The organism is Cronobacter sp. 153480017-3 (assembly GCF_053627815.1).
This window is the reverse complement of record NZ_JBSEYN010000003.1, coordinates 30,532-53,038: the sequence shown is the minus strand read 5'-3', so window position 1 is coordinate 53,038 and position 22,507 is coordinate 30,532. Positions and strand designations below refer to the sequence as shown.

The 22,507-nt window shown below is 51.3% G+C and carries 12 protein-coding genes and 1 other RNA gene; 7 read left to right on the top strand and 6 right to left on the bottom strand.

The window, feature by feature from the left end:
• Window positions 1–68 precede the first annotated feature (68 nt).
• On the bottom strand, window positions 69–320 hold the full coding sequence (locus ACUW6V_RS08105) for a plasmid replication protein (protein ID WP_428858501.1): 252 nt from the start codon (window positions 318–320) through the stop codon (window positions 69–71).
• On the bottom strand, window positions 317–1,171 hold the full coding sequence (locus ACUW6V_RS08100) for a replication initiation protein (RefSeq protein WP_428858502.1): 855 nt from the start codon (window positions 1,169–1,171) through the stop codon (window positions 317–319). Before ACUW6V_RS08100 ends, ACUW6V_RS08105 begins: the two co-directional genes overlap by 4 nt.
• 686 nt (window positions 1,172–1,857) lie before the next feature.
• Here ACUW6V_RS08100 and ACUW6V_RS08095 point away from each other — a divergent pair.
• From ACUW6V_RS08095 to ACUW6V_RS08070, 6 genes are all read left to right on the top strand, one after another.
• On the top strand, window positions 1,858–2,424 hold the full coding sequence (locus ACUW6V_RS08095; protein WP_428858503.1) for a hypothetical protein: 567 nt from the start codon (window positions 1,858–1,860) through the stop codon (window positions 2,422–2,424).
• Window positions 2,425–2,439: 15 nt separating this feature from the next.
• Window positions 2,440–2,727, top strand: coding sequence for a lipoprotein (locus ACUW6V_RS08090; RefSeq protein WP_428858504.1), 288 nt, complete (start codon window positions 2,440–2,442; stop codon window positions 2,725–2,727).
• Between the two features lie 11 nt (window positions 2,728–2,738).
• Window positions 2,739–3,014 (top strand): hypothetical protein, encoded by a 276-nt coding sequence (locus ACUW6V_RS08085; RefSeq protein ID WP_428858505.1) that lies wholly within the window; start codon window positions 2,739–2,741, stop codon window positions 3,012–3,014.
• Window positions 3,015–3,695: 681 nt separating this feature from the next.
• Window positions 3,696–3,959, top strand: coding sequence for a hypothetical protein (locus ACUW6V_RS08080; protein WP_454038226.1), 264 nt, complete (start codon window positions 3,696–3,698; stop codon window positions 3,957–3,959).
• Between the two features lie 3 nt (window positions 3,960–3,962).
• Window positions 3,963–4,337 (top strand): plasmid mobilization protein, encoded by a 375-nt coding sequence (locus tag ACUW6V_RS08075; RefSeq protein WP_428858507.1) that lies wholly within the window; start codon window positions 3,963–3,965, stop codon window positions 4,335–4,337.
• Window positions 4,334–5,812: a relaxase/mobilization nuclease domain-containing protein gene (locus ACUW6V_RS08070; RefSeq protein ID WP_454038225.1), complete on the top strand. Its 1,479-nt coding sequence runs from the start codon at window positions 4,334–4,336 to the stop codon at window positions 5,810–5,812. The genes ACUW6V_RS08075 and ACUW6V_RS08070 overlap by 4 nt, the downstream gene beginning before the upstream one ends.
• 104 nt (window positions 5,813–5,916) lie before the next feature.
• On the opposite strand, the gene ACUW6V_RS08065 is transcribed toward ACUW6V_RS08070, so the two are convergent.
• From ACUW6V_RS08065 to ACUW6V_RS08050, 4 genes are all read right to left on the bottom strand, one after another.
• On the bottom strand, window positions 5,917–7,737 hold the full coding sequence (locus tag ACUW6V_RS08065; RefSeq protein WP_038624629.1) for a DUF4365 domain-containing protein: 1,821 nt from the start codon (window positions 7,735–7,737) through the stop codon (window positions 5,917–5,919).
• A 207-nt stretch (window positions 7,738–7,944) separates the two neighbouring features.
• The gene (locus tag ACUW6V_RS08060; protein ID WP_428858510.1) at window positions 7,945–9,174 is read right to left on the bottom strand and encodes an integrase domain-containing protein; all 1,230 of its coding nucleotides are present in this window, start codon (window positions 9,172–9,174) and stop codon (window positions 7,945–7,947) included.
• Window positions 9,175–9,339: 165 nt separating this feature from the next.
• Window positions 9,340–9,703, bottom strand: a transfer-messenger RNA (tmRNA) gene (gene ssrA / locus ACUW6V_RS08055).
• 345 nt (window positions 9,704–10,048) lie between these two features.
• Window positions 10,049–10,249, bottom strand: coding sequence for a hypothetical protein (locus ACUW6V_RS08050; RefSeq protein WP_007850235.1), 201 nt, complete (start codon window positions 10,247–10,249; stop codon window positions 10,049–10,051).
• 62 nt (window positions 10,250–10,311) lie between these two features.
• On the opposite strand from ACUW6V_RS08050, the gene ACUW6V_RS08045 reads away from it, so the two are divergent.
• Window positions 10,312–22,500 carry an Ig-like domain-containing protein gene (locus ACUW6V_RS08045; protein WP_454038224.1) on the top strand — a complete coding sequence of 4,063 codons (12,189 nt, stop codon included), beginning with the start codon at window positions 10,312–10,314 and terminating at the stop codon, window positions 22,498–22,500.
• The last annotated feature ends 7 nt before the right edge of the window (window positions 22,501–22,507 follow it).

The window sequence follows — 22,507 nt, the reverse complement described above, 5'->3', positions numbered from 1 at the left end:
TATCTAACATTTTTGAATATTGGTATGGGAAATGCTTATAATGAAAGAAAACATAAGCTAAAAGCGGCTTATGTTTTTTGAAAAGATAAATATCTCCTGTAATATGCAACAGCGCTATTTTCAGTTGTATTCATTTTTTCTGCTACCTCTTTCCATTTCAAGCCTGATGATCTTAAATTAAACGCGGTGAGACGTTTTTCCTCTGCTTGACTTTCATAATCCTCTCGAGTAATACCATAGTATTTAATAACCGTTGAACGAGATACTCCTGCGGTTTTCGCTAAATCTTTTGCTTTTATCTTTTTTCCATTGATTATCATAATAATATCTCCAATGCTTTTGCTAATCTTATCTTTTCCTTTGTTTTCTTTGATTTCTTACCACGTATTGATTGAATAACAGAAAACTGTTCTTTCGAAAAGTTTTTCCAAGTCCACTTGCATATGCTAGAGCAAATCTGCCTTATTTCATTGTTTAATAAAGGATTGTCTGTGTTGGTATGTTTGTTTAACAGGATGGCTGTTGAGAACATTGCATTATAAAAATCATAATATTCTTTATTCGCTTTATATTTTAGAACATCTCTATATGCTACTACTCTCAAGTCTTCAAATAGATTGACATTACGTCCTAAACCATAAGCCGGGCTTTGCTTTTTATTTTTAGGTGTTATAGTATCGGGGACAAACTCAGCCAAATAATCCAAGTCATATGCCTCGGTCCCCGTCCAAATAGTACGCCACTCCGCTTCGTTTAATGGATTTTTCATTAAAATATCTGCATAGGCTCTGTCAGCATCCAATCTTTCGGTAAATCCACATTGAACAATAGATGCTAATCTTAGTGGCCTCATTCTTGCAGAGTCTATTTTTAATACCGGATTTTTTAAAGCATAGAGCAAATGTGCATGACCATTTCTTGTGTTCTGTATGATTGTATTTGGTCGGGGCAAATCAGCAAAGTCCCACGCGATCGCACCTTTCTCATTATCTATATCGAAAACCAAGCCATTTACAAAAAACCTATTATTAAACCCTATATACTTTTTCAATAATGCTTTTTCTTTCGGAACTCGGTACACTCCATCATTAAAATCATCTGTGCTTAAAGCATACTTCTGTATTTGACTTTTGAATTTATCTATATTATATACATTTTGTTTTAAATACATTTATTTGCCCTTATAGTAAACATTCGTTTTTATTAGTTGTTCGGCTGGATAAAACGGGAGCTTTATTTTTTTCTATTCAAAGAGTATTGGTCTTTATTACTCCACTATGTAATAAATAATGCATTTGTATTTTTTGTCAAGTGACTAAATAACCATATCAGATATTATGGTATATTTGGTTATAAATATCTATCAGGTAGTCATATGACATATGAGTCACCAGTGCTTTACGTTCTGTTTCACTAATAAAAACAACGAAGAAAAATATTTACATATAAGTTCATTAGGGCGAAGACTTATAAAGTAAGCAGAAAAATCCTCTCAACAATATATTAGAGTATTCGTTTTGCCAGATAGCCCGCCATAGAATATTTCCTTCTGTATTGAATATCAGGCTCCAGCTTTCACTAATTGATCGATATTGCAGATCGATAATATATATTTGATAGGTTTTAGCGATTAAAAGGCTTTTATCGATCGTTTTTAATTGTTTATATCGATCGATAGGTTATTTATGATTGGTATTGGCTATCAACATGTATTTTTTCGATCGGTACAAACGATATGACGTAGAGACAAATAAATTGAATTCTATCAACCGATTAATGTTTTTTTTACAGCCCTGAGATACCAACCTATGGGTAGGGCTTTCTTTGACAAAAGGTTTCAACTCATTGGGTAAGTATATGAAATTTCAGATATTGATGTCATTTCTAATGTCTTCTTTTGCTCTGACAGGATGCCAGCAGCTCAACGACAGCGTGAATAAAGTTAATGGCGCAATAAGTTCTTCATTATCATCAGTAGGCAAAGCACTCGGTGAAACAAACACCACTCCAACCATTGGCCCTGCATTATCAGTGTCTGGTCTCGGTGCTATCTGCAAAGACTATGAAGAAAATGCAATGTCAGCAGAAAAAAAATGGACGGGTAAACGGCTCTCGATTACTAACGCGGCTGTTCTTGAAGTTACGAAGGGCAGAAGTGCAAGCGATATGATGACGGGCATGCCCAAAGAGGTACCAAACTATTACCTGCTATTCAAAACAGCAGATACAAACTACTGCGGCGGTATGGTCTGGTTGGATTACTACTCTGGTCTTGATGATGCTGTTCTTACCTATAAGAAAGGTCAGAAAGTCAGCGTCAGCGGGACCATAAACAACTTCGAAGTCCGTGGGTTCGCTACAGTTAACAACGCGGATATGCCGGTTCGTCTTATTGTTCTTCGCAACGGCACTATTAGCCATTAATAAGGGAAAAACACTATGCGGAAAATATTAGTCGCGGCTGGTCTTGCTGCACTGTTATCTGGATGTGGGAACGACGGTATCTATGGCAAATACGTTAACGCCCAATATGGCGTCAGACTTGAGATTCAGAAAGACGTGATCAAGTTTCGAGATGGCGTTTTTACAGTTAAAAGCTGGGATGAAACCCAGAAACCCGTTTATATTGCACGGACTCAAAACAAAGACCTCGGTTCTTGGACTTTTAAAATAGAAAAAGTCAAAGGCGGTGTGGTTTACCAAGGTGCAGTTTTTAAGAAAGATTAGAGGATTAGGAAATGGAAAATAATACCATTCAATGCCCATACTGCCTAAAAGAAAGTCAGAAAGGTGTTCAAGTATGCACTGGATGTCAAGCAACTATACTATACGGTGCTCCTCCGGGATGGTGTGTCTCTTTAATAATATTTGGCACTTTAATAGTGTCGATTTTGATCGGGCTGAGTGCCGGGATAGTTGCATTTAATATAAGTTTGTTTTTCATTGGTATTTTTGGATTTATTATTAGCAAGTTAGCTTTCTCTGAACGAATTTCTTTTAGACGAAGAATGTAAAACTGCCCTGTCTTTCAAGGTGATGGCTCGCAGTGCGAACCATCACCTATATAAAGTTTATTTCCTTCATTGCGTCATCAAGTAATAAATCGGAACCCACTGACATAAAATCCGTCAGCGGGACCCCGCGATCTATTACTTGACGATTTGACCCTGCTGCAAATTTTACGCACAGCTATCAGAAAGACAATATATTATTTATACTATCTTTTATTGCATTTTATTTGTTGTGCAGTGTATTTTTTATGTAGCCGCTATATTGACAAACTTTTTATATCGGTTATTTATTTAAATATAGGTGTAGTTCAGCTTTGTTTTTTCATTTCTCGGAAACTGAGGCAAGGTGTAATAGCGTATCCGCTATTTTACCCCAATCTTCGATTGGCCCCCTCTCACTTCGTTCGGAGGGTTGAAAAGATCTACCCTTCCGCCTATTCCCCTTATCAAAGGGGAGGCGGTAAAATCCGGTAGTTTTACATTGGATATTATAAATATAGGAGAAATAAATATGATGTTTATGTCTGTAGTAATGGTAATACTTTGTATTGTTCTTGGCGGTTTTATGATTAGGAGCTGTATGGGGAAAAAAGACTCTTCAAGCGAAATGAAACAATCAATATCAGATGTTAGAAAAATAATAGATAAAAAAGCACTGATTAAATACAAGAGGAATCATAGGATATGATTGATGATGACATAGAGAAAAAAATTAGTTCAGAAATGAAGTTGGACTTATTAGCACGAGTTTTTTATTTCATAGAGAAAGATAAAGATATACCGTTCCTTGAAATAAATATTGATGAGCAGAATTTATGTTATTTTGTGGCTCGTAGATATATACAAGAAAATAAAGGTGATGATCTTCTGAAAGCGTTGATTGATGAAAATGATGAAGACTATATAAAAGCAATAAGGGATTATATGTTTATGTTTACAGGTGTTTAATATATGGATACAGATAGAAAAAGAGGACGTATAGAATTAAATCACGAAGAACGCAGAGATATATCTATACAGTTTAGAGTAAACAAAGCAGAGTTTGACTATTTAAAAGAACTCGTTGAGGCATCCGGTCTTGAAAGAGGACATTACATTAGAAAAGAGATTTTAAACTCTGAACCAGTGATAAAAAGAAAAATGCCTGAAGTAAATCAGAAAACTTATATACAACTTTCGGCTATAGGAAACAATATAAATCAGGCTGTTAAAAAGTTAAATAGCAATGAGTGTTTTGATAAAAATGAAGTTGATAAGCTTAATTTTAATATAAAGCAAACCAGTAGAAGGATAATAGAGATAAATAAGGATCTTGGATATATATGAAAGGAAACGTAGCTAAGACTGGAAAGTCATTTAAAAATAGAGTTGATTACATATTAAAAGATGATCACAGTTTTATTTGTAGCAATATGTCAGCAGATAAAAATAACGTTAGTGATCTAACTGATGAGTTTAAAACTGTAAGCAGCTTTAGACAAGATATAAAAAAACCAGTGTTTCACGCTTTTTTATCTCTTCCGAAAGGTGATCATTTAACGGATGAAAAATGGCAAGAGATAGCAAAAGACTACTTGAAAAAAATGAATATCGATATAGACAAACATCAATATATTTGTGTGCGTCATAAAGATACAGATCAAGACCATATCCATATAGTAGCCAACCGCATAGGTTTAGACGGTTCTGTATGGTACGGTCAGCACTCAGCATTTAATACAATAGCAGCTTGTGAACGTTTAGAAGTAAAGCACGGCTTAACCATCACACAGGGTCTAAAAGGTCAAAAATCAGACGTATCAGTACCAACAAAGAACGAGATCGAGCAAGCCCTACGCAAAGGTGAGAAACCAGCTCGTATAGTGCTACAGAACGCATTGCATGCAGCTATGACAGACAAGCCAGACTTGCCGACGTTCATAGATAGACTGCAGGCTGTAGGCATCGATCCGGCCTTCAACGTTGCAAGCACTGGCAACATTGCCGGGGTGTCGTTTGGTATCAAAAATGATGAAAAAAATATTTTCTTCAAGGGATCATCTCTTGGTAAAAAATTTAGTTGGAACACTATTAAAGGCAGGGTGAAATATGACAAAAATAGAGATGATGAACTCATTAGAAGATTCGCAGCAAGAAAAACAGATGACGAAAATAGTATTGGACGATCACTTGTTGAACCAAGTGTCAATGACAGTAGAGCCGTTGACGGAATCTATGATGATATTATCGGAATCAGTCAGCACAGCATTAAACCAGACACAACAGACACTAACAAGAGTGAACAACTCATTAGAAGCAACCACAACAGCTTTAAATTCAGCGAAAAATATAATAGACCAACAAGCACTAAAGTTAGAAGAACAACACAAAAAGCTACACAAATACTCGACAGAGTTAAAAAACAATACAATAAAAAATCAATCAAAACTTATACTAAAAGTAGCTTTGATCGTGGGAGCAATACATTTAGCGGCAGTTCTATCCGTAGGATACTTTATCATGCAGAAACAGCCAACGCAGCCACAAATAAATTTAGACTCAAAATCCGTGGCGAAATCAATAGTAGAGCAACTAAGATCGAAGAAATAAGAGATCGTTTAGGTATTAAAAAATCAGTTATTCAGACAAAGAATAAAGAGAAAACTATTTATGAGGAAATAAAGAAAAATCCAGCTTATTTAGCTGAAAATGAAATTAGATTTAAATCGAAGTTGAAATCAAGAATGAATGTTGAGATATTAAAATCATCACAACAAGAAGATGAGCAGATTATTGAACGCAAAATTTTCAAACCAAGATAAAAGAGATATTATTTGATTTTTATGAGTATTAAAGTAGGGAAATGGATTTTAAGTGGCCTATGTCAGACAGCCACTTAATCTGAAATCTAAACATTGGTAGATAATTAAAATCTATACTTCTCAAGAAGAGTTTTATGACGTTCGACTTCTTTTGAATACCATTTGAGACTCCATAGCCAACTGTCCTCTCTGGGTTTACAATCCGTGCATTTATCACAATTTGATTGTTTGAAGCTATTACCAAAATCATAACTGCCAGTATTGTCATATAATTGACTTAATAAATTTCCTGTTCCTTGTGCATGTCCGTGTTTTAAGCAGATTAAGAGATGCATCCCACCGAGAGAGTGCATTCTCAATGATTGGGCAAATATTCCTCCGGGACGGTAGTGGACAAATAAATGCTCACAGTTTTTCATTATATTTGTGGGGTCATAATTGGCAAATCCAATTTTAATAAATTCATAGTGTTCCCCTTGTGGATCATCTGGGTCTATTCCGAGGTTTTTTGCCATACTTAAGAAATATGCTTTTTGTTCTTCAATCGTTAGATCGTAAAAATCTTTATGATCGTCAGCGTTGGCAACGTGTTGTTCTATTTTTGTTAAAACTTCATCGAAATCAGGAAAAGTTGAAAGAATTATCTCTCGATGAGATTGAGTCGCTTTAGGATTTTCTTTAAGTAAAGTGGCAGTAAGAAGATATAATTTTTCGATTTTTTCTAAATCTTGCGATATTACACAGTATGTCATTACTAACAATGCCATTTTTTCATACCAATCATCCAGAAAATCAATCGTTTCCTTAGAACCGCGTGCTTTATGGACTCCCTTGAATATTAATATTGACGCGTAGATCTCTACAAAAAGTTCTGAGAGTATATGATACTGCTCATCCCTCGTCATACGATTACATAAATAAATTATTTTCTGTAATGATAAGCAACAATCCCTATATAATACTTGAGTCTGATTATTGAAAATATAATGCTCTAAAGAGTTTCCTTCAAAATTATTTACTGAGTGATGTATCGCATGAAGTTGGTCAAGTTGAGCCTTGAATTTTGCTCGTCGAGCTTTTCCTAACGCAATTAATCTATGAGTTCGATTTTTTTCCTCACGTGCAAAATTTATTAAATAATAGCATATCTTGAAGTTTTCTTCATATATTTCTCTCCTTACTTTTGTGAATGGAGATATTTGAAATGCTTTCCAGTAATACAACATAGAAATAAACCTGTCTTTAACAGGGACTATAGCTGAAGTGCAAATCTCTGAAGAACGTCTAAAAACAGCATCGTACTCTTTATCTATTAAGAGATTATTTAATTGTTGATGATATGCTTTGTATAATGCTTCACCTATATCTTCTATTTTTTTATTAAGTGATGAAGGGCTAATAACGGGGTATCTGTTAACTGAATCTTTTAATCCTTTAATGTTTAAATATTCCCAACAATCAGTCACTGCATCTAACATCTTCTCTGATAAGGCAATTTTCTTTCTGCTTATAGTATTTTCAATAGGGATGTGAATTTGAATTGTTTCATTTTCATTAGAGGCTGCTACTTTGATTTGTAAATCTTCATTATTTGTTATGGGAAGCCAAAGTATTTTTTCAGATGAAATTTCGACAACAACTAAAATAACGGGTACTTTAAATTCAAAATAGTATCTCAGACGCTCAATCTTGATCGTGAAGGATAGTTTGGTATTGTCATTAATGTATGTAGAATTCTCTTCACCTTTTATCTGGACTTTGAAAACACTCTCTTTCCCAAGAGCTCTGCCATTACCATCTTTGAGTTCAATTTCTCCGTCAATACCAAAATCATTTTGATCTTCTTGACTTCGGAAAATCCAATGGCTTGGTAAGTTGTATTCAAAAATACGTCCGGCTTCAGTTCCAATCTCTCCAGCGTTCATCGGGCACCTCAATCTTGCTCTTCGTATAATTTCCTCTTGTTATATAAGACCATATTCAAGCAATAACATAGCTATGGACCTAAAAGCATTGCTTGAATTTTGAGCCATAACAACGTTGCAAGAGGAAAGCAGAAAACACTTTCTATTGTAAAATTATGTACTGCATAAAAATAAAGCGCAATTGTTGTTGCCATCATCAATCTACTCTCATGCCGCCATAGCTCTACGCTTCTGCGCTTGAACGTAATCACCCCACCACTGCATCAGCTCTGTTCTTTCAGAAAGATACTCGGAACGATTGTAGGCAGCTATGATTTCGTTGTTCTTAGTATGAGCTAAGGCTGATTCAAGCACCTCTGTCCTAAATTTACCACTTTCTTCTGCAGCCGTTCTTGCTATAGAACGCATCCCGTGAGCTACCAGTTCGCCACCGAAGCCCATACGGATAATCGCTGCGTTAGCTGTTTGCTCATGCATATGGTTAAGCGGGGCTTTGATACTTGGGAAAATCCACTCTCTATGACCACTGATTGGTTTGATTAACTCAAGGATGCGCATAGCTTCTTTGCTCAGTGGAATCTTGTGAGGGCGCTTCATCTTCATAAACTCACCGGGGATGTTCCAGAATCGATTATCTTCGCCTATATCACTCCACCGAGCACGGACAGCTTCTCCCGGACGAACCCACGTAAGGAGTTGCCACTCAATTAGAAGACGTGTTTCGAGCCGTATAGAAGCGTTAGATAGAGCAATTAAGAATCGGGGTAAATCATCTGGTGGTAAAGCTGGCATATTTTGCTTCTTGGGTTTGCTGAATCTCTGGCCGAGATTGTCAGCAGGATTAAACTCAATAAGTTCTTCTGTCGCAGCCCAACGGAAAATTTCATTTAGACGTGAAATGATACGGCGTAGGGTTTCCAATACGCCTCGTTGTTCTATGGGGTCAAGGTGCTGTTTTAAGAGCTTGGGACGGATCTCTTTGATAGGAACGTTGCCTAAACCGGGGAAAATATTTCGTTCAAGGCTTCGCCAGATGTCTTCTGCGTGGTCTGGAGAGATACCAGAGGTCTTAACCTTTTCATCTAACCATTTCCTAGCAACCGCTTGTAGCGTGTGTTCAGTGGCATCCTTAAGGGCATTGGCTTTATCGTTGTTGTGAATCTGCGGATCAATACCGTTTGCAAGCAATGACAGGTATTCATCACGTAAAGCCCGTGCCTTGGCAAGTGTGAGATGAGGGTAGGTTCCTAAGCTCATCTTGGTTCGCTTTTTGGTTACTGGCACAGCATACCTGAAATACCAGTTTTTCTTGCCTCCTACAGAGAGAGGGGCGATTCGTAGCATCAGGCCGTCACCATCAAAAAGGTTGATCTCCTTTTCTGCTGGCTTGGTATTTTTGATTTCAGTGTCAGTAAGTTTCTTAGCGATCTTTGCCATTTTAGGACCCTCGATTTTGGGACCCTTTGCGTTGGGTCCCAAAAAGGGTGCCATAACGAGTAGCTTCTAGCAAATCTCAGTAGACTTCTGTAGACGTAAAAAAGCCCGCAAGGCTGGTTCCATGCGGGCTTAGTAGACTTCAGTATACTTCAAACAACTAAAAAGTGGTGGAGCTGGCGGGAGTTGAACCCGCGTCCGAAATTCCTACATCCTCGGTACTACATGCTTAGTCCGGTCTTTACATTCGCCTGGCAGCTGCGGACGGACACGCCACTACCAGACTAGCCTGATTAGTTTTAACGTTTCAACCCCAGGCAGGGCATCCACGCGATCTCTTTTGGGTTTGACCTCTCTTGATCCCCGTCCTAAGAGCGGAGGCTAGGGAGAGAGGGCTCTAAGCAGGTTATTAAGCTGCTAAAGCGTAGTTTTCGTCGTTTGCGACTATTTTTTTGCGGCTTTTTACGAGGCCAACCGCCCCTCGGCATGCACCTTGGGTTTCGCGAATCCCGTCGAATCCAGAATCAGCCCCAAAAGTGTAACGCTAAGTATAACAGAGTTTACCCGTGCGTGACCAGTCCATATCGTTTCGCCTTCTGACTGCTGCATTTTTGGCCTTATCGCTGAGGTCTCCGGTAGTTGCAAAAAGCGAGAAGCCGCTACACAAAGAGTCGTTATGTATAAGCGCATCATGTTAAATACCCCCTGGATTTCCAAGCAAATAAAGAAAATAGAAAACACGATATATTTTTACGTTTATTTAAGAACGGAATGATTAATTCATTTTGGATGATTTTATTTTGCACTAATAACGGGTGTGGACTTTTTTTAAAATTCCAATACTTAGCAATTAATTAAGCGAGGTAGACCACATTTTTTATTCTGCAAGCCCTCTTTTTTTTATCATTTCTTTGCCAAACCGCACCGCGTTGCTTATACATTTTGATAAGGTTTTGTACACATAAACCGCTTCGTTTTGCGTTAAGTCGCTGTTTTTAGTCTTTTTTAAAGGTATTTCATAACGTTTCTGTAAATTAACCCTCCCCGCTGCCGCCCTGTCTGGTAAGGGGTAACCCATAAGTGTCCATTAATGAACACTTGTGCAGGGCTGTGTGCTTCCCCAGTCAGAGGAAATGAAGAATGGCCGTTCAAAATAGTCTTTCGCCTACCGTAGATATACTTAATCAGGATACGGGAAAAGTGATAACCCATTATTCAGAGAACGCAGATCGGGTGGTCAATTTATCCCAGACCAGCATTGTGCGAATAAATGCCTCTCCTGAAACGGTTAATTTTTATGAGCGGCAAGGAAATGACCTGATTGTCCATATGAAAGACGGGACAACGGTACGCTACCAGAACTTTTTCCATCTCGACGCGGAAGGTCAGCACAGCGAACTGATTTTTGAGGATGACAAAGGCGTACACCACGCGTTGTTCCCGTTCGCCTCTGAAGCGGGTCCGGCGGTTGCAGAAGCGATTACACCCACAATGGCTGATACGACGCTTGGCGCGCTCACCGGCGCTGAGGGGCTGACCACGCTGCAGGCGCTGGGCGGCATTGCGGCGATTGGCGGTATCGCCGGTGTGGCGATCGCCGCCAGCAACAGCGGCGGTGGCGGCGGCGGCAACGATGATAACAACAACGGCGGCGGCGATAACGGCGGTGGCGACAATGGTGGCGGTGATAACGGCGGCGGTGACAACGGCGGCGGAGAAACCCCGGACCCGGCAGAAATCGCGCTCGATCCGCTTACCGATGACAACATCTTAAACGGCAGCGAAGTTCTGCAAAATCAGGTGATTAGCGGCACGGTAGATGCCGCTAACGCGGGCCGCACGATTACCGTCACGCTTAACGGTAACACTTACACCGGCGTTGTCGGGGCGGATGGCAGCTGGAGCGTGACGCTGCCCGCCAGCGCGCTGCAGGCGTTGCCGCAGGGGCTCAACACCATCACCGTGACGCTCGTTGACGTCAACGGCAACACGGTAACCCAGACGGCTGATATCAACGTCGATACTGTCGCGCCCACCCTTCAACTCACCCCGTTTACCGACGGCGTGCTCGGCGGTGAACAGGCCGCGACCACCCAGATCCTGCGCGGCTCGACTGGCGTCGCGGAAGAGGGGCAGACGGTCACCATCACGCTGAACGGCAAAACGTACACCGCCACGGTTGGCGCAGACGGCAGCTGGCAGGCCGCCATTCCGTCTGCGGATCTCCTGGCGTTGCAGAACGGGCAGCAGTATGTGCTCAGTGTGAGCATCACCGATCTGGCGGGCAACACCACCACCAACGAAACGCGCTTTACCGTCAACTTTGACCGGCCTGTACTGGCGGTGGATGATTTTACGGGCGATAACGTGCTAAACGGGGCAGAGCTTGCCACCGATCAAATCCTCAGCGGCACCACGCAAAACATCGCGGCGGGCACTGTGGTGACGGTGACGCTGAATGGCCAGAACTATTACGCGACTGTCGGCGGCGATGGCTCCTGGCAGGTGACTATCCCGAGCGGCGATCTCCAGGCGCTGGCCAACGGCAGCGCGACGCTCACTGTTAGCGTGCCCAACGGCACCGGCGCGCCGCTCACCGTTACCGACACGCTGACGGTGGATCGCACCGTTCCGTCCGTCTCTATCGCCATTCTCTCGACCGATGACTATCTCAACGCGGCGGAGGCTACCCAGCCGCTGGAAATCCGCGGTTTTACAACTGTGACCGGCCCTGGTGCGCAGGTGACCGTCACGTTTAACGATAAAACCTACACCGCCGTGCTGGACAGCGCCGGTAACTGGAGCGTGCTGATCCCGCCAGCCGATCTGGCCACGCTGCCGGATGGTCCGCGTACCGTGACGGCGACAGTCACCTCCGGGAGTACTACCGCCACAACAGACCGTGTCATCAACGTTGAAATCAACGATCTGCCCGCGCCCACTATCGTCACGCCGTTTGGTGATGGCGCGCTGAGCGCGGCGGATTTGCAGCAGAACCAGACGCTCAGCGGCAATACGGGCGTGAGCGGCAGCGGCCAGACGGTCACCGTTCAGATTGGCAACCAGACCTACACCACCACCGCAGGCACCGACGGCGGCTGGAGCGTGACTATCCCGGCCTCACAGCTTCAGGCGCTGCCGCCGGGACAGACGCCTATCGTGGTGACCGCAACGGACGGCGCGGGCAACAGCGCCAGCGCCACATCAAGTGTGAACATCGACACCACGCCGCCGGCGCTCTCGCTCTATGCGGTGACCGATGACGGCAAGCTGAACGCGCAGGAACTGACGACCAGTCAGGTGCTTTCCGGCAACAGCTCGGAAGCGGGGCAGACGGTTACCGTCACGCTCAATGGCAAAACGTACACCACCACCACCGGCAGCGACGGCAACTGGCAGGTAACGCTGCCTGCCGCCGATCTCGGTAATCTTTCGCCTGGCGCTAACCCGATTGTGGTCACGACCACCGACGCGGCGGGCAACACCGCCCAGATTACCGATTCGCTGAACGTGAAAACCGCGCTGCCCTCCGTTACCGTCACGCCATTTACCGGCGATAACGCGCTGGATGCGGCGGAGATCAAAACCGCGCAACCGTTACAGGGCAGCGTCACCAACGCCGAGCCGGGCAGCGTGGTTACCGTTGCGATTGGCGCATGGAACACCACGGCGACGGTAGACGCGGCGGGCAACTGGCGCGTGGATGTGCCGGCTGTCGTGCTGCAAGGGCTGGCGAATGGCGATAACAACATTCAGGTGAGCGTCACCGATACCTGGAATCAGACGACGACGATACAAGCACCGATCACGGTCGATACCGCAGCGTCCGGCGTCGCTATCAGCATCATCGCCGATGACGATTTTATTAACCGCACAGAAGCGGATTCACCGCTGACGATTCGCGGCACCAGCGCCGGGCTTCCTGCCAATACCGAAATCACCGTCACGCTCAACGGTATCACCTACACCGCGACGGTCGACGCTAACGGCAACTGGCAGACCACCGTACCGGCGGCCGATTTGCAGGGGCTGGCAGACGGCACTTATGAAGTGACCGCCACCGCGCAGCAGGGCGGCGTCAGCGACAGCCATACGCTGACGGTGATTATCAACAACCTGCCGGATACCACGATCGATCCGCTGTTTACCGATGGCACCTTAAGCCAGGCCGAAGCGGGCGTGGATCAGGTACTGACCGGCTCTACCGGCGTTGCGGGCGCGGGCCAGTCGGTGACGGTCACGCTTAACGGTCAGGCGTATCAGGGGACGGTGGATGCTAACGGTAACTGGTCGGTCACGCTGCCGTCCGGCGCGCTGGATTCCCTTACCGGTAATGATTCGCCGGTACCGCTGCAAATCGTTGTTCGCGACGCCGCTGGCAACAGCCAGACCACGACGACCGATTTTATCGTCGACGTTGATGCGCCGACGCTAACGATCAACCCATTCGCGCAGGATGACGCGCTGAATATCAGCGAAGCGGGCCAGGCGCAGGCGTTCTCCGGCGTCGCCACGGGCGCAGCGCAGGGCGATGCTATCGTCGTCACGCTGAACGGCAAAACGTACAACACCACGGTGACCGGCGCGAACGGCGAATGGTCGGTGAATATTCCGGCGGCGGATCTGCAGGCGCTGCCGAACGGCCAGGCGCAGTTTAGCGTCACGGTGACCGATGCCGCAGGCAACACTTCAACCGCCACGAAGCCGATTACCGTCGCGGTGGATCCGGCGCGCGCGCCGCTGCTGACCATCGATCCGGTGGGCGGTGACGGCGTGATTGACGCTGGCGAACGCGCAAGCGGCGTGACGCTGAGCGGCACCGCCACTAACGTCACCGCGGGGCAGACCGTCACCATCACGCTCGGCAATGACACTTTCACCGGCGTGGTGGATTCCGCCGGGCGCTGGGAAGTTAACCTGCCCGCTGACGCCCTGGCAGGCCTTGCCAACGGCGCTTACACCGTAACAGCAGTCGTGAGCGACGCTGCAGGCAACAGCGCAAGCCTCGATCGCGGCTTTAGCGTCAACACCGATATCAGCGCGCTGACGGTGTCGCCAGTGACCGGCGATAACCGCGTCTCGCTTGATGATATCGCAGGCGGGCTGGTGCTGAGCGGCAGCAGCGTGAACTTCGCGCCGCAAACGACGCTCACTATTACGCTTAACGGCAAGCAATACACGGCCACCACGGGCGCTGACGGCAGCTGGAGCGTTACCGTACCGCGCGCCGACGCGCTGGATATCAGCGACGGTAAAGCGACGCTGACCGTCTCCGGTACAGATGAAAACGGTGCCGTCATCTCCGGTAGCCAGAGCTTTACGATAATCACCACCGACCTGCCGGAAGTCACGCTGAACACGCCGTTTACCGACGGCATTATCAGCGCGGCTGAAGTCAGCGCGGGCGGCGCGCTCAGCGGCACCACTGGCGTGACGGGCGCGGGGCAGAGCGTTACGGTACAGCTTGGCGGTAACATCTATAACGCCGTGGTGGACAGCAGCGGCAACTGGTCGGTCACGCTGCCGCCGTCTGCCCTGCAGGGTCTTACGGAAGGCACCACACCGCTGGTCGTGACCGCGACCGACGCGGTGGGCAACCAGAATACCTCGCAAAGCACGGTGACTGTCGATCTCACCGCACCAGTGCTGACCGTGAACGACATCACGGCCGATAACATCGTTAACGCCACTGAGGCGGCGCAGCCGCTCACCATCAGCGGCAGCGCAACGCCATACGATCCGCAAAATCCGCAAACGGTCGTGGTACAGATCGGCGGCCAGAGCTACAGCGCGCTGGTACAGAGCGATGGCACCTGGAGCGTGACGCTGCCTGCGGGCGCGCTCACCACGCTGCCGGATGGCCCGGTCAGCGTGACGGCGACGGTCAGCGATGCGGCGGGCAATACCTCAAGCGAAAAAGTCTCGCTGACGCTGGATGCGTCGCAGGCCAACGCGCCGCTGGTGGCGGTGAATACCGTCGCGGCCGATAACTTTATCAACGCCACGGAGGCGCAGTCGCCGCTGCAAATTACCGGCACCACGACGCGCGTGGAGCCGGGCCAGACGGTGACCGTTACCCTCAACGGGCAGACCTACACGGGCGAGGTGCAGCCGAACGGCACCTGGAGCGTGACCGTGCCCGCCACGGCGCTGGCGCAAGTGGCTGACGGACAGCAGACCATCGGTGTGACGGTCACCGACGCCTCGGGCAACCAGGCGTTTGTTCAGTACCCGGTGACCTTCGCAGCCCAGCCGGGCTCGCAGCCGCAAGTGACGCTGAACGCCATCGCAGGCGATGACATCATCAACAGCCAGGAGAGCGGGCAGCCGCTCGATATTACCGGTACCTCTACCAACCTTGCGCCGGGCACCATCGTCAGCGTCGTGTTTAACAATGTGACTTATACCGGCACCACCGGTGCCAACGGCCAGTGGAGCGTGACGGTGCCCGCGTCGGCGCTGGCAGGCCTCCAGAATGGCGATTACACCGTGACGGCAACCGCGCGCGACGCGGCGCAGAACACGGCGACCGACAGCAGTTCCGTCACGGTTGATACCACCGCGCCTGCGACGGATATCAACGGGGGCAGCTTCCTGGACGACGCCATTCTGAACGTCAGTGAATCGCTCACCGATCAGACGCTCGGCGGCACCACGACGGCGGGAGCCACCGTTCAACTGGTGGTCGGCACCCAGACCCTGACCACCGTAGCGGGCACTGACGGCACCTGGAGCATCACCATTCCGGCGGCGCAGTTACAGGCGCTGGATAACGGCCCACAGGATCTGACGCTGACCGTCACCACGCCGACCGGCAACACCAGCACGGTGCCGCTGCCGGTCACGGTCGGCAACGATACCGTACCAACGCTCGCGATCGGCACCGTGTTCACCGACGGCCTGATTAACCTGAGCGAAATCCAGAACGGCGGCGTCATCAGCGGCACCTCGACCGGGCTTGCGGAAGGCACGCCGATTGTGGTCACCCTTGGCGATGTCAGGCTGGACGGCACCATTGGCGCAGGCGGCGCATGGCAGATTACCGCGGACGCCGACGAGCTGGACGCGCTGCAAAACGGCCAGTATACGTTGACCGTTACCGCGCAGGATCAATACGGCAACCCGGCGACGGCAGGCGTGGCGGTGGATGTGTTGCGCACGCCGCCGACCGCGGCCGTGCCGGATCTGCTTTTTGGCGACGGAACAGTCAACCAGAGTGAAGCGGCGCTCGGGCAGCAGCTGACCGGTAATACCGGACTGACGGGCGCAGGCCAGACGGTGCAGATAAGCATTGACGGCGGCCAGCCGATTACCGGCACTGTCGATAACAACGGTAACTGGACGGTGTCGCTGACGCCTGCGCAGTTAAGCGCGCTGGCGGATGGCAGTCACACGATTTCTGTCACGGTGTCTGACCGTGCGGGCAACACCGCCACCAGCCCGGAAGCCACCTTTACCGTCTACGCCGATCCGCTCCCGACGCCGTTGGTCACGGAGCCGTTTACCGATGGCATTCTTAATGCTAGTGAAGCGGCGGCTGGCGCTACGCTCAACGGAACGACCGGCCTGCCGGCCGATCGTATTGGCACCGTGATGGTGAGCCTCAATAACGGCGCGATGGTGCAGGCCACCGTCGATGCTGACGGTAACTGGTCGCTGCCGCTGACGCCTGCACAACTCCAGGTACTGCCGGACGGCACCATCCCGATTACCGTGATCGTCACCGATACGGCAGGCAATACCAATACCGGCACCACCAGTTTTGACGCGCGCATTAACGCGGTGCCGGACGCCACCCTCAACACACCGTTTATCGACGGCGCGCTCAATAACGCCGAGGCAGGCGCTGCCCAGACGATCACCGGTAGCACCGGCGTCAGCGGCGCTGGCCAGACGGTAGAGATTGTACTGAACGGCACCACCTACACCGGGACGGTGCTTGAAAATGGCGACTGGTCGGTCCCGCTGCCGCCTTCCGCGTTTACCGGCCTTACCCCTGGCAGCACGCAAAACTTCCAGGTTAACGTGAGCGACGCTTACGGCAATACCGACAGCGCGCCCGGTTCGTTCCAGGTCGAGACCCAGCTGCCGACGCCTGCCGCGACCACGCTGTTTGGCGATAACGCCATTCTGAATATCAGCGAGGCCAACGGGCCGCTGACGCTTACCGGCACCACCGGCGTTACGGGCGATAACCAGTATGTGACGGTCACTATCGACGTTAACGGCACTACCTACGTGGCGAATGTGGACAGCGCAGGCAACTGGTCGTTGCCGCTGCCGGCGGGTGCGCTCTCCGGGCTGACGCCGGGCCAGCATACGCTGACCATCGTGGCGCAGGATAACTTCGGCAACAGCCAGGAGATCGAGGTGCCGTTCCAGGCCGCGCTGACCCCGCCGCAGGTGGCGCTGACCCAGCCGCTGTTCGGTGATGGTTATGTGAATATCGCCGAGGCGGGCGCTGCCAGTACCATTAGCGGCACGCTGACAAGCGATCTCCCGGCGGGCAGCCAGATCTCCGTGACCATCGGCAATCAGACGTTCGGGCCTGACCGCGTCGCCGTCACCGGCAACACCTGGACGCTGAGCCTGACAGCCGCCGACTGGGCAAGCGTGCCAAACGGCCTGCAATCGGTGAGCGTGAGCCTGACGGACGGCGCGGGCAATACCGCGACCACCACCGCGCCGCTCTATGTATCGCTTGCTGCGCCGACGCTCACCATCGACGCGCCGTTTGGCGGCGACGGCCTGAGCGGGGCGGAGAGCCAGCAGACGCAGACCATCACCGGTACGGTCACGAATGTTGAACCGGGGCAGACCATTACCGTTACCCTGGGTGGAAAAACTTTCACCACTACCGTGCAGAACGGCAATACCTGGTCGCTTCAGCTCTCACCAGCACAGCTGGCGACGCTGGCTAACGGCCCCGAGCAGATCACCGCCACCGTCACCGATAAAGCGGGCAACGTGGCGAGCGCTCCTGCGGTAAACGTGGATATCGACACCACGCCGCCTGCGGTGGCCGTCGCCATTAATCCGGTGGCGGGCGATAACATCATCAACGCGGGCGAGCTGGGCGATGCGGTGACAATTTCCGGCACCACGCTGGGCGGCGTCTCGCAGGTGACCGTGCAGATCAACGGCACCGCCGTCGGCACGGCGACCGTTCAGCCGGATGGCAGCTGGTCGCTGGATGTGCCCGCCACACAGTTCCCGAACCAGGGCAATTACACCATCGTTGCGACGACCGATGGCGGCACGCCTGCCACGACCAACGTTACCGTCACGCTCGATACCGTACCGCCGGTGGTGACCGTGGGTACTATTGCGGGTGATAACGTGATTGACGCCTCCGAAGCCAGCCAGCCGCTGGTGCTCAATGGCACCGCCAGCACCTCCGAGGCGGGCCGGCAGGTCACGGTCACCTTTAACGGCGAAACCTACTATGCCGTGGTTGGCGCGGATGGCGCATGGAGCGTCACCGTACCGCAAAGCGCGCTTAACGGGCTTTCCGATGGCACTTACCCGGTGACGGCGACGCTTACCGACGCCGCGGGCAACGTGGATACCGACACCCGCAACATTACGCTGGATACCACCGGGCCGCTGCTGACGGTGGACGCCGCGGGCGTGCCTGCGGTGCTCAACACCGTGAACGCGGCGGGCGGGCTGCTTTTGCAGGGCACCGGCGAGCCGGGCCAGACGGTGACGCTCCGTCTCGGGCCGTTGACCGAAACCGCCACCGTGGATCAGAACGGCAACTGGAAATACACCTTCCCGCAGCTCGATCTCACTACGCTCACCGACGGTGCGCAAGTGATCAACATCTCCTCCACCGACGCGCAGGGCAACACGTCCACCAATAACGTGGCGCTGAACGTGGCGTTGAATAAAGGGTTTGGCGTGCTGGTGGACGATCTGTTCGGCGGCGACGGCATCCTGAACGTGGCGGAATCGCTGGTCACCCAGACGCTGACGGGGCAACTAAGCGGTGACTATCGCGGCGCGACGGTGACGGCGACGCTGGTCGGCACCGATGTCAACATTCCGCTAAACGCGCTGGTGGGCGGCGACGGGCGCATTTCGGTCGACTTCCCGCCAAGCCTCTGGCAGGGCATTGTCGATAACACGCTGCAGGTGCAGCTCAACGTCACCGACGCCTTCGGCAACGTCACGAATAAGATTATCGATATCAACCTGGCGCTGACCGACGTACCGGTGGTAAGCCAGGTGCTGGTGGGCACCGATAACCTGATTAACTTTGCTGAAAGTACGGTTAACCAGACCATCAGCGGCGTCGTCAGCAACGCGGAAAATGTCTCGTCGATTATCGTTAACTTCGCAGGCCAGCGCCTGACGGCGGTAGTGGATGACACCGGACGCTGGACAGCGACGCTGCCCTCAACACTGCTCGGCGCGCTGCCGGATGGCCAGGCCGCGTTGCAGGTGGTGGTCACCGATAACGCGGGTAACGTCAACACCACCGGCGCGACCTTTAACGTCGCCATTAATAACCTGCCGACGATTAATATCGGCTCGCTGTTCGGCGACGGTACGCTGAGTATTCCTGAGCTGTTGCAGGGCACGCTGAGCGGCACCACCACCGGCCTCGCCGGGCAGACGCTGACCATTCAGATTGGCAGTACGCCAGCCTTTACGGCGACGGTCGGCCCGAACGGCGTCTGGAGCGTCAACCTGCCGGAGGCCGTGCAGAGCGCGTTAACAGGAATAGCGACCGGAAACCAGACGGTAACCGTGACCGCCTCTGACGTTAACGGCAACTCGGCCTCGGCGACGGGCTCGCTGACGCTGGATCTGCTGGCACCGGCGCTCTCGTCGCTCTCGGTCTTTGGCGACGGGCTGCTGAATGCCGCCGACGCGCTGGTCAGCCAGACCATTTCAGGCGTCGTCACCAACGCGACGGCAGGCTCCAGCGTCTCCGTAGCGCTGGGCGCGCGCACCTTTACCGGCACGGTGGGCACAGGCGGGCGCTTTACTATCCAGCTTAACCCGACCGATCTCGCCTCGCTGGCGGAGGGCTCGCTGACGCCGCGCGTCACCATCACCACGCCGGACGGCAATACCACGACGATCAACGGAACGCCGGTGGTCGTGGGCATCACCACGCTGCCGACGGTCGCCATCAATACGCTGTTTGGCGGTGACGGCTGGCTGAACGCGGCAGAGGCGAACGCCGGGCAGGTTATCAGCGGCACCAGCAACCTCGCGAGCGGTACGGTCACGCTTAATGTGGGGGGCAGCACCTTCACGGCGGCGATTAGTAACGGTGCCTGGTCGGTGAATGTACCGGCGGCAACGCTGAAAGGCCTCCAGGACGGCACGCTGACGGTCAGCGCCAGCGTTACTGACCCGGTCGGCAACGTGGCGACCGGCTCGCAGATAGTGAATGCGATTGTTCAGGCGCTGCCGCAGGTGGCGGTCAACCCCATCTTTGGGGATGGCATCCTGAGCCTCAGCGATCTGTTAAGCCCGCAGCTTATCAGCGGCACCGCCACTAACCTGGCGGCGGGTAGCGCACTGACGGTCAAACTGGGCGCGCTGACGTTTAACACCACGGTGCGCGCCGACGGCACCTGGCAGGTGTCGGTGCCAACCACCTCTCTGCAGGGGCTGACCGACGGCCCGCTTAACGTCACCGTGACGGCGCGCGACGCGGCAGGTAATACCGCCAGCGGTAGTAACGGGCTGACGGTGAATATCGGCGCGCTGCCGACGCTCGCTATTACCTCGCTGTTTGGCGATAACGGCCTTAACGCCACCGATATCCTGAGCGCCCAGACCATTTCCGGCACCAGCACCAACGCTGTCGGCTCGCAGGTCACGGTGTCGCTTGGCGGTAAAAATTACGTCACCACCGTCGGTAATGACGGTACCTGGCAGCTGTCGGTGCCGAAAACCGACCTCAGCGGGCTGCTCGACGGCACGCTGACGGTGAACGCGAGCGTCACCAACCCGGCGGGCAACAGTGCTAACACCAGCGGCGTGCTGAATGTCATTACCCATTCGCTGCCGACGGTGTCACTGACCTCGCTGTTTGGTAACGATGGCTATCTGAACGTTAGCGAGGCGGGCAGCGGCCAGACGATCAGCGGGAAAATCACCGGCGCGGCGGATGGCGCGACGGTGAAAGTGACGCTTGGCACAAACACCTATAACGCGACGGTGGCGAGCGACGGCACCTGGTCGCTGCCGGTCAGCAGCTCGATTCTGGATGGGCTGTCCAACGGCGCGCTGAAAGTGGGTGTCTCGGTGACGGATAAAGTGGGCAACGTCAACAGCACCAGCAGCGACGTGACGGTGAAACTCACCACGCCGACGCTGACGTTCAACCCGCTGACCAGCCTTAACCCGCTGGCGCTGCTCTCAACAGGCCTGACGCTGCGCGGCGGCTCCGCTAACCTGGCGCCGGGCTCGGTGGTGCATCTGTCACTGCTGAACGGGACGGTCAATACCACGGCCATTACCGACAGCAATGGCAACTGGTCAGCAAACCTCGGCCTGGGGCTGAATATTCTGCAACTGCTGTCGCTCTCCAGCGTGCTGAATATTTATGCCACCGATGTGGCGGGCAATACCGGGTACCTCAACGTCGGGCTCGGCGGGCAGATTATCTCCACCACGCCGCCAGCCACGTTTGCGGCCGCGAGCGTTGAGCATGAAGCCTCGCTGTTCGCGCTGGCTGATGAGACCAGTCAGACCGCGACGACAGCCGACAGCCAGCAGTCTGCGGTGACCGCGAAAATCGCCGCTGTTGGCGCGATCACAGAAACAAACAGTGATAGCGGTTCCACCGTGGCGGACGACAGCAGCAGCGTAGCGGGTGGCTATACTATCGGCGGGGTCAGCATCGATCTCGCCGATGGCACCAGCCAGAGCGGCGAGTCGGTGCAGGGCAGTAGCGGCAGCGACACGATTCACCTCGCCTCGCTTGGCTTTGCGTCGCTCGACGGCGGCGCGGGAACCGACACCCTGGTCATCGATGGCGTCAATCTCAAACTCGACCTGACGGCGTTGAGCGGACAGGTCCAGCACATCGAGATCTTCGATCTCGGTAAGTCCGGCACCAACAGCCTGACGCTGGATCTGCACCAGGCGCTGACCATCACCGACAAGCCGGAAGACGATCTGATCGTCAAAGGCGTGAACGGGGATCAGGTCAATCTGGTGAAAGGCGGCAGCGATATCTGGGAAGTGAGCGGACAGCGCGAAGTGGACGGCGTGCAGTTTGATGTCTGGCATAACAGCTCGCAAACCAACACGTTGGGCGATGTCCTGATCCAGCACGGATTGCACGTCAATATGGTCTAACGCCACG

Excerpts from the sequence above, each read along its gene's own strand:
- ACUW6V_RS08050 (WP_007850235.1), bottom strand. The coding sequence starts at position 10,249 with ATGGGTTACCCCTTACCAGACAGGGCGGCAGCGGGGAGGGTTAATTTA.
- ACUW6V_RS08080 (WP_454038226.1), top strand. The coding sequence starts at position 3,696 with ATGATTGATGATGACATAGAGAAAAAAATTAGTTCAGAAATGAAGTTG.
- ACUW6V_RS08100 (WP_428858502.1), bottom strand. The coding sequence starts at position 1,171 with ATGTATTTAAAACAAAATGTATATAATATAGATAAATTCAAAAGTCAA.
- ACUW6V_RS08090 (WP_428858504.1), top strand. The coding sequence starts at position 2,440 with ATGCGGAAAATATTAGTCGCGGCTGGTCTTGCTGCACTGTTATCTGGA.
- ACUW6V_RS08060 (WP_428858510.1), bottom strand. The coding sequence starts at position 9,174 with ATGGCAAAGATCGCTAAGAAACTTACTGACACTGAAATCAAAAATACC.
- ACUW6V_RS08105 (WP_428858501.1), bottom strand. The coding sequence starts at position 320 with ATGATAATCAATGGAAAAAAGATAAAAGCAAAAGATTTAGCGAAAACC.
- ACUW6V_RS08085 (WP_428858505.1), top strand. The coding sequence starts at position 2,739 with ATGGAAAATAATACCATTCAATGCCCATACTGCCTAAAAGAAAGTCAG.
- ACUW6V_RS08075 (WP_428858507.1), top strand. The coding sequence starts at position 3,963 with ATGGATACAGATAGAAAAAGAGGACGTATAGAATTAAATCACGAAGAA.
- ACUW6V_RS08045 (WP_454038224.1), top strand. The coding sequence starts at position 10,312 with ATGGCCGTTCAAAATAGTCTTTCGCCTACCGTAGATATACTTAATCAG.
- ACUW6V_RS08065 (WP_038624629.1), bottom strand. The coding sequence starts at position 7,737 with ATGAACGCTGGAGAGATTGGAACTGAAGCCGGACGTATTTTTGAATAC.
- ACUW6V_RS08070 (WP_454038225.1), top strand. The coding sequence starts at position 4,334 with ATGAAAGGAAACGTAGCTAAGACTGGAAAGTCATTTAAAAATAGAGTT.
- ACUW6V_RS08095 (WP_428858503.1), top strand. The coding sequence starts at position 1,858 with ATGAAATTTCAGATATTGATGTCATTTCTAATGTCTTCTTTTGCTCTG.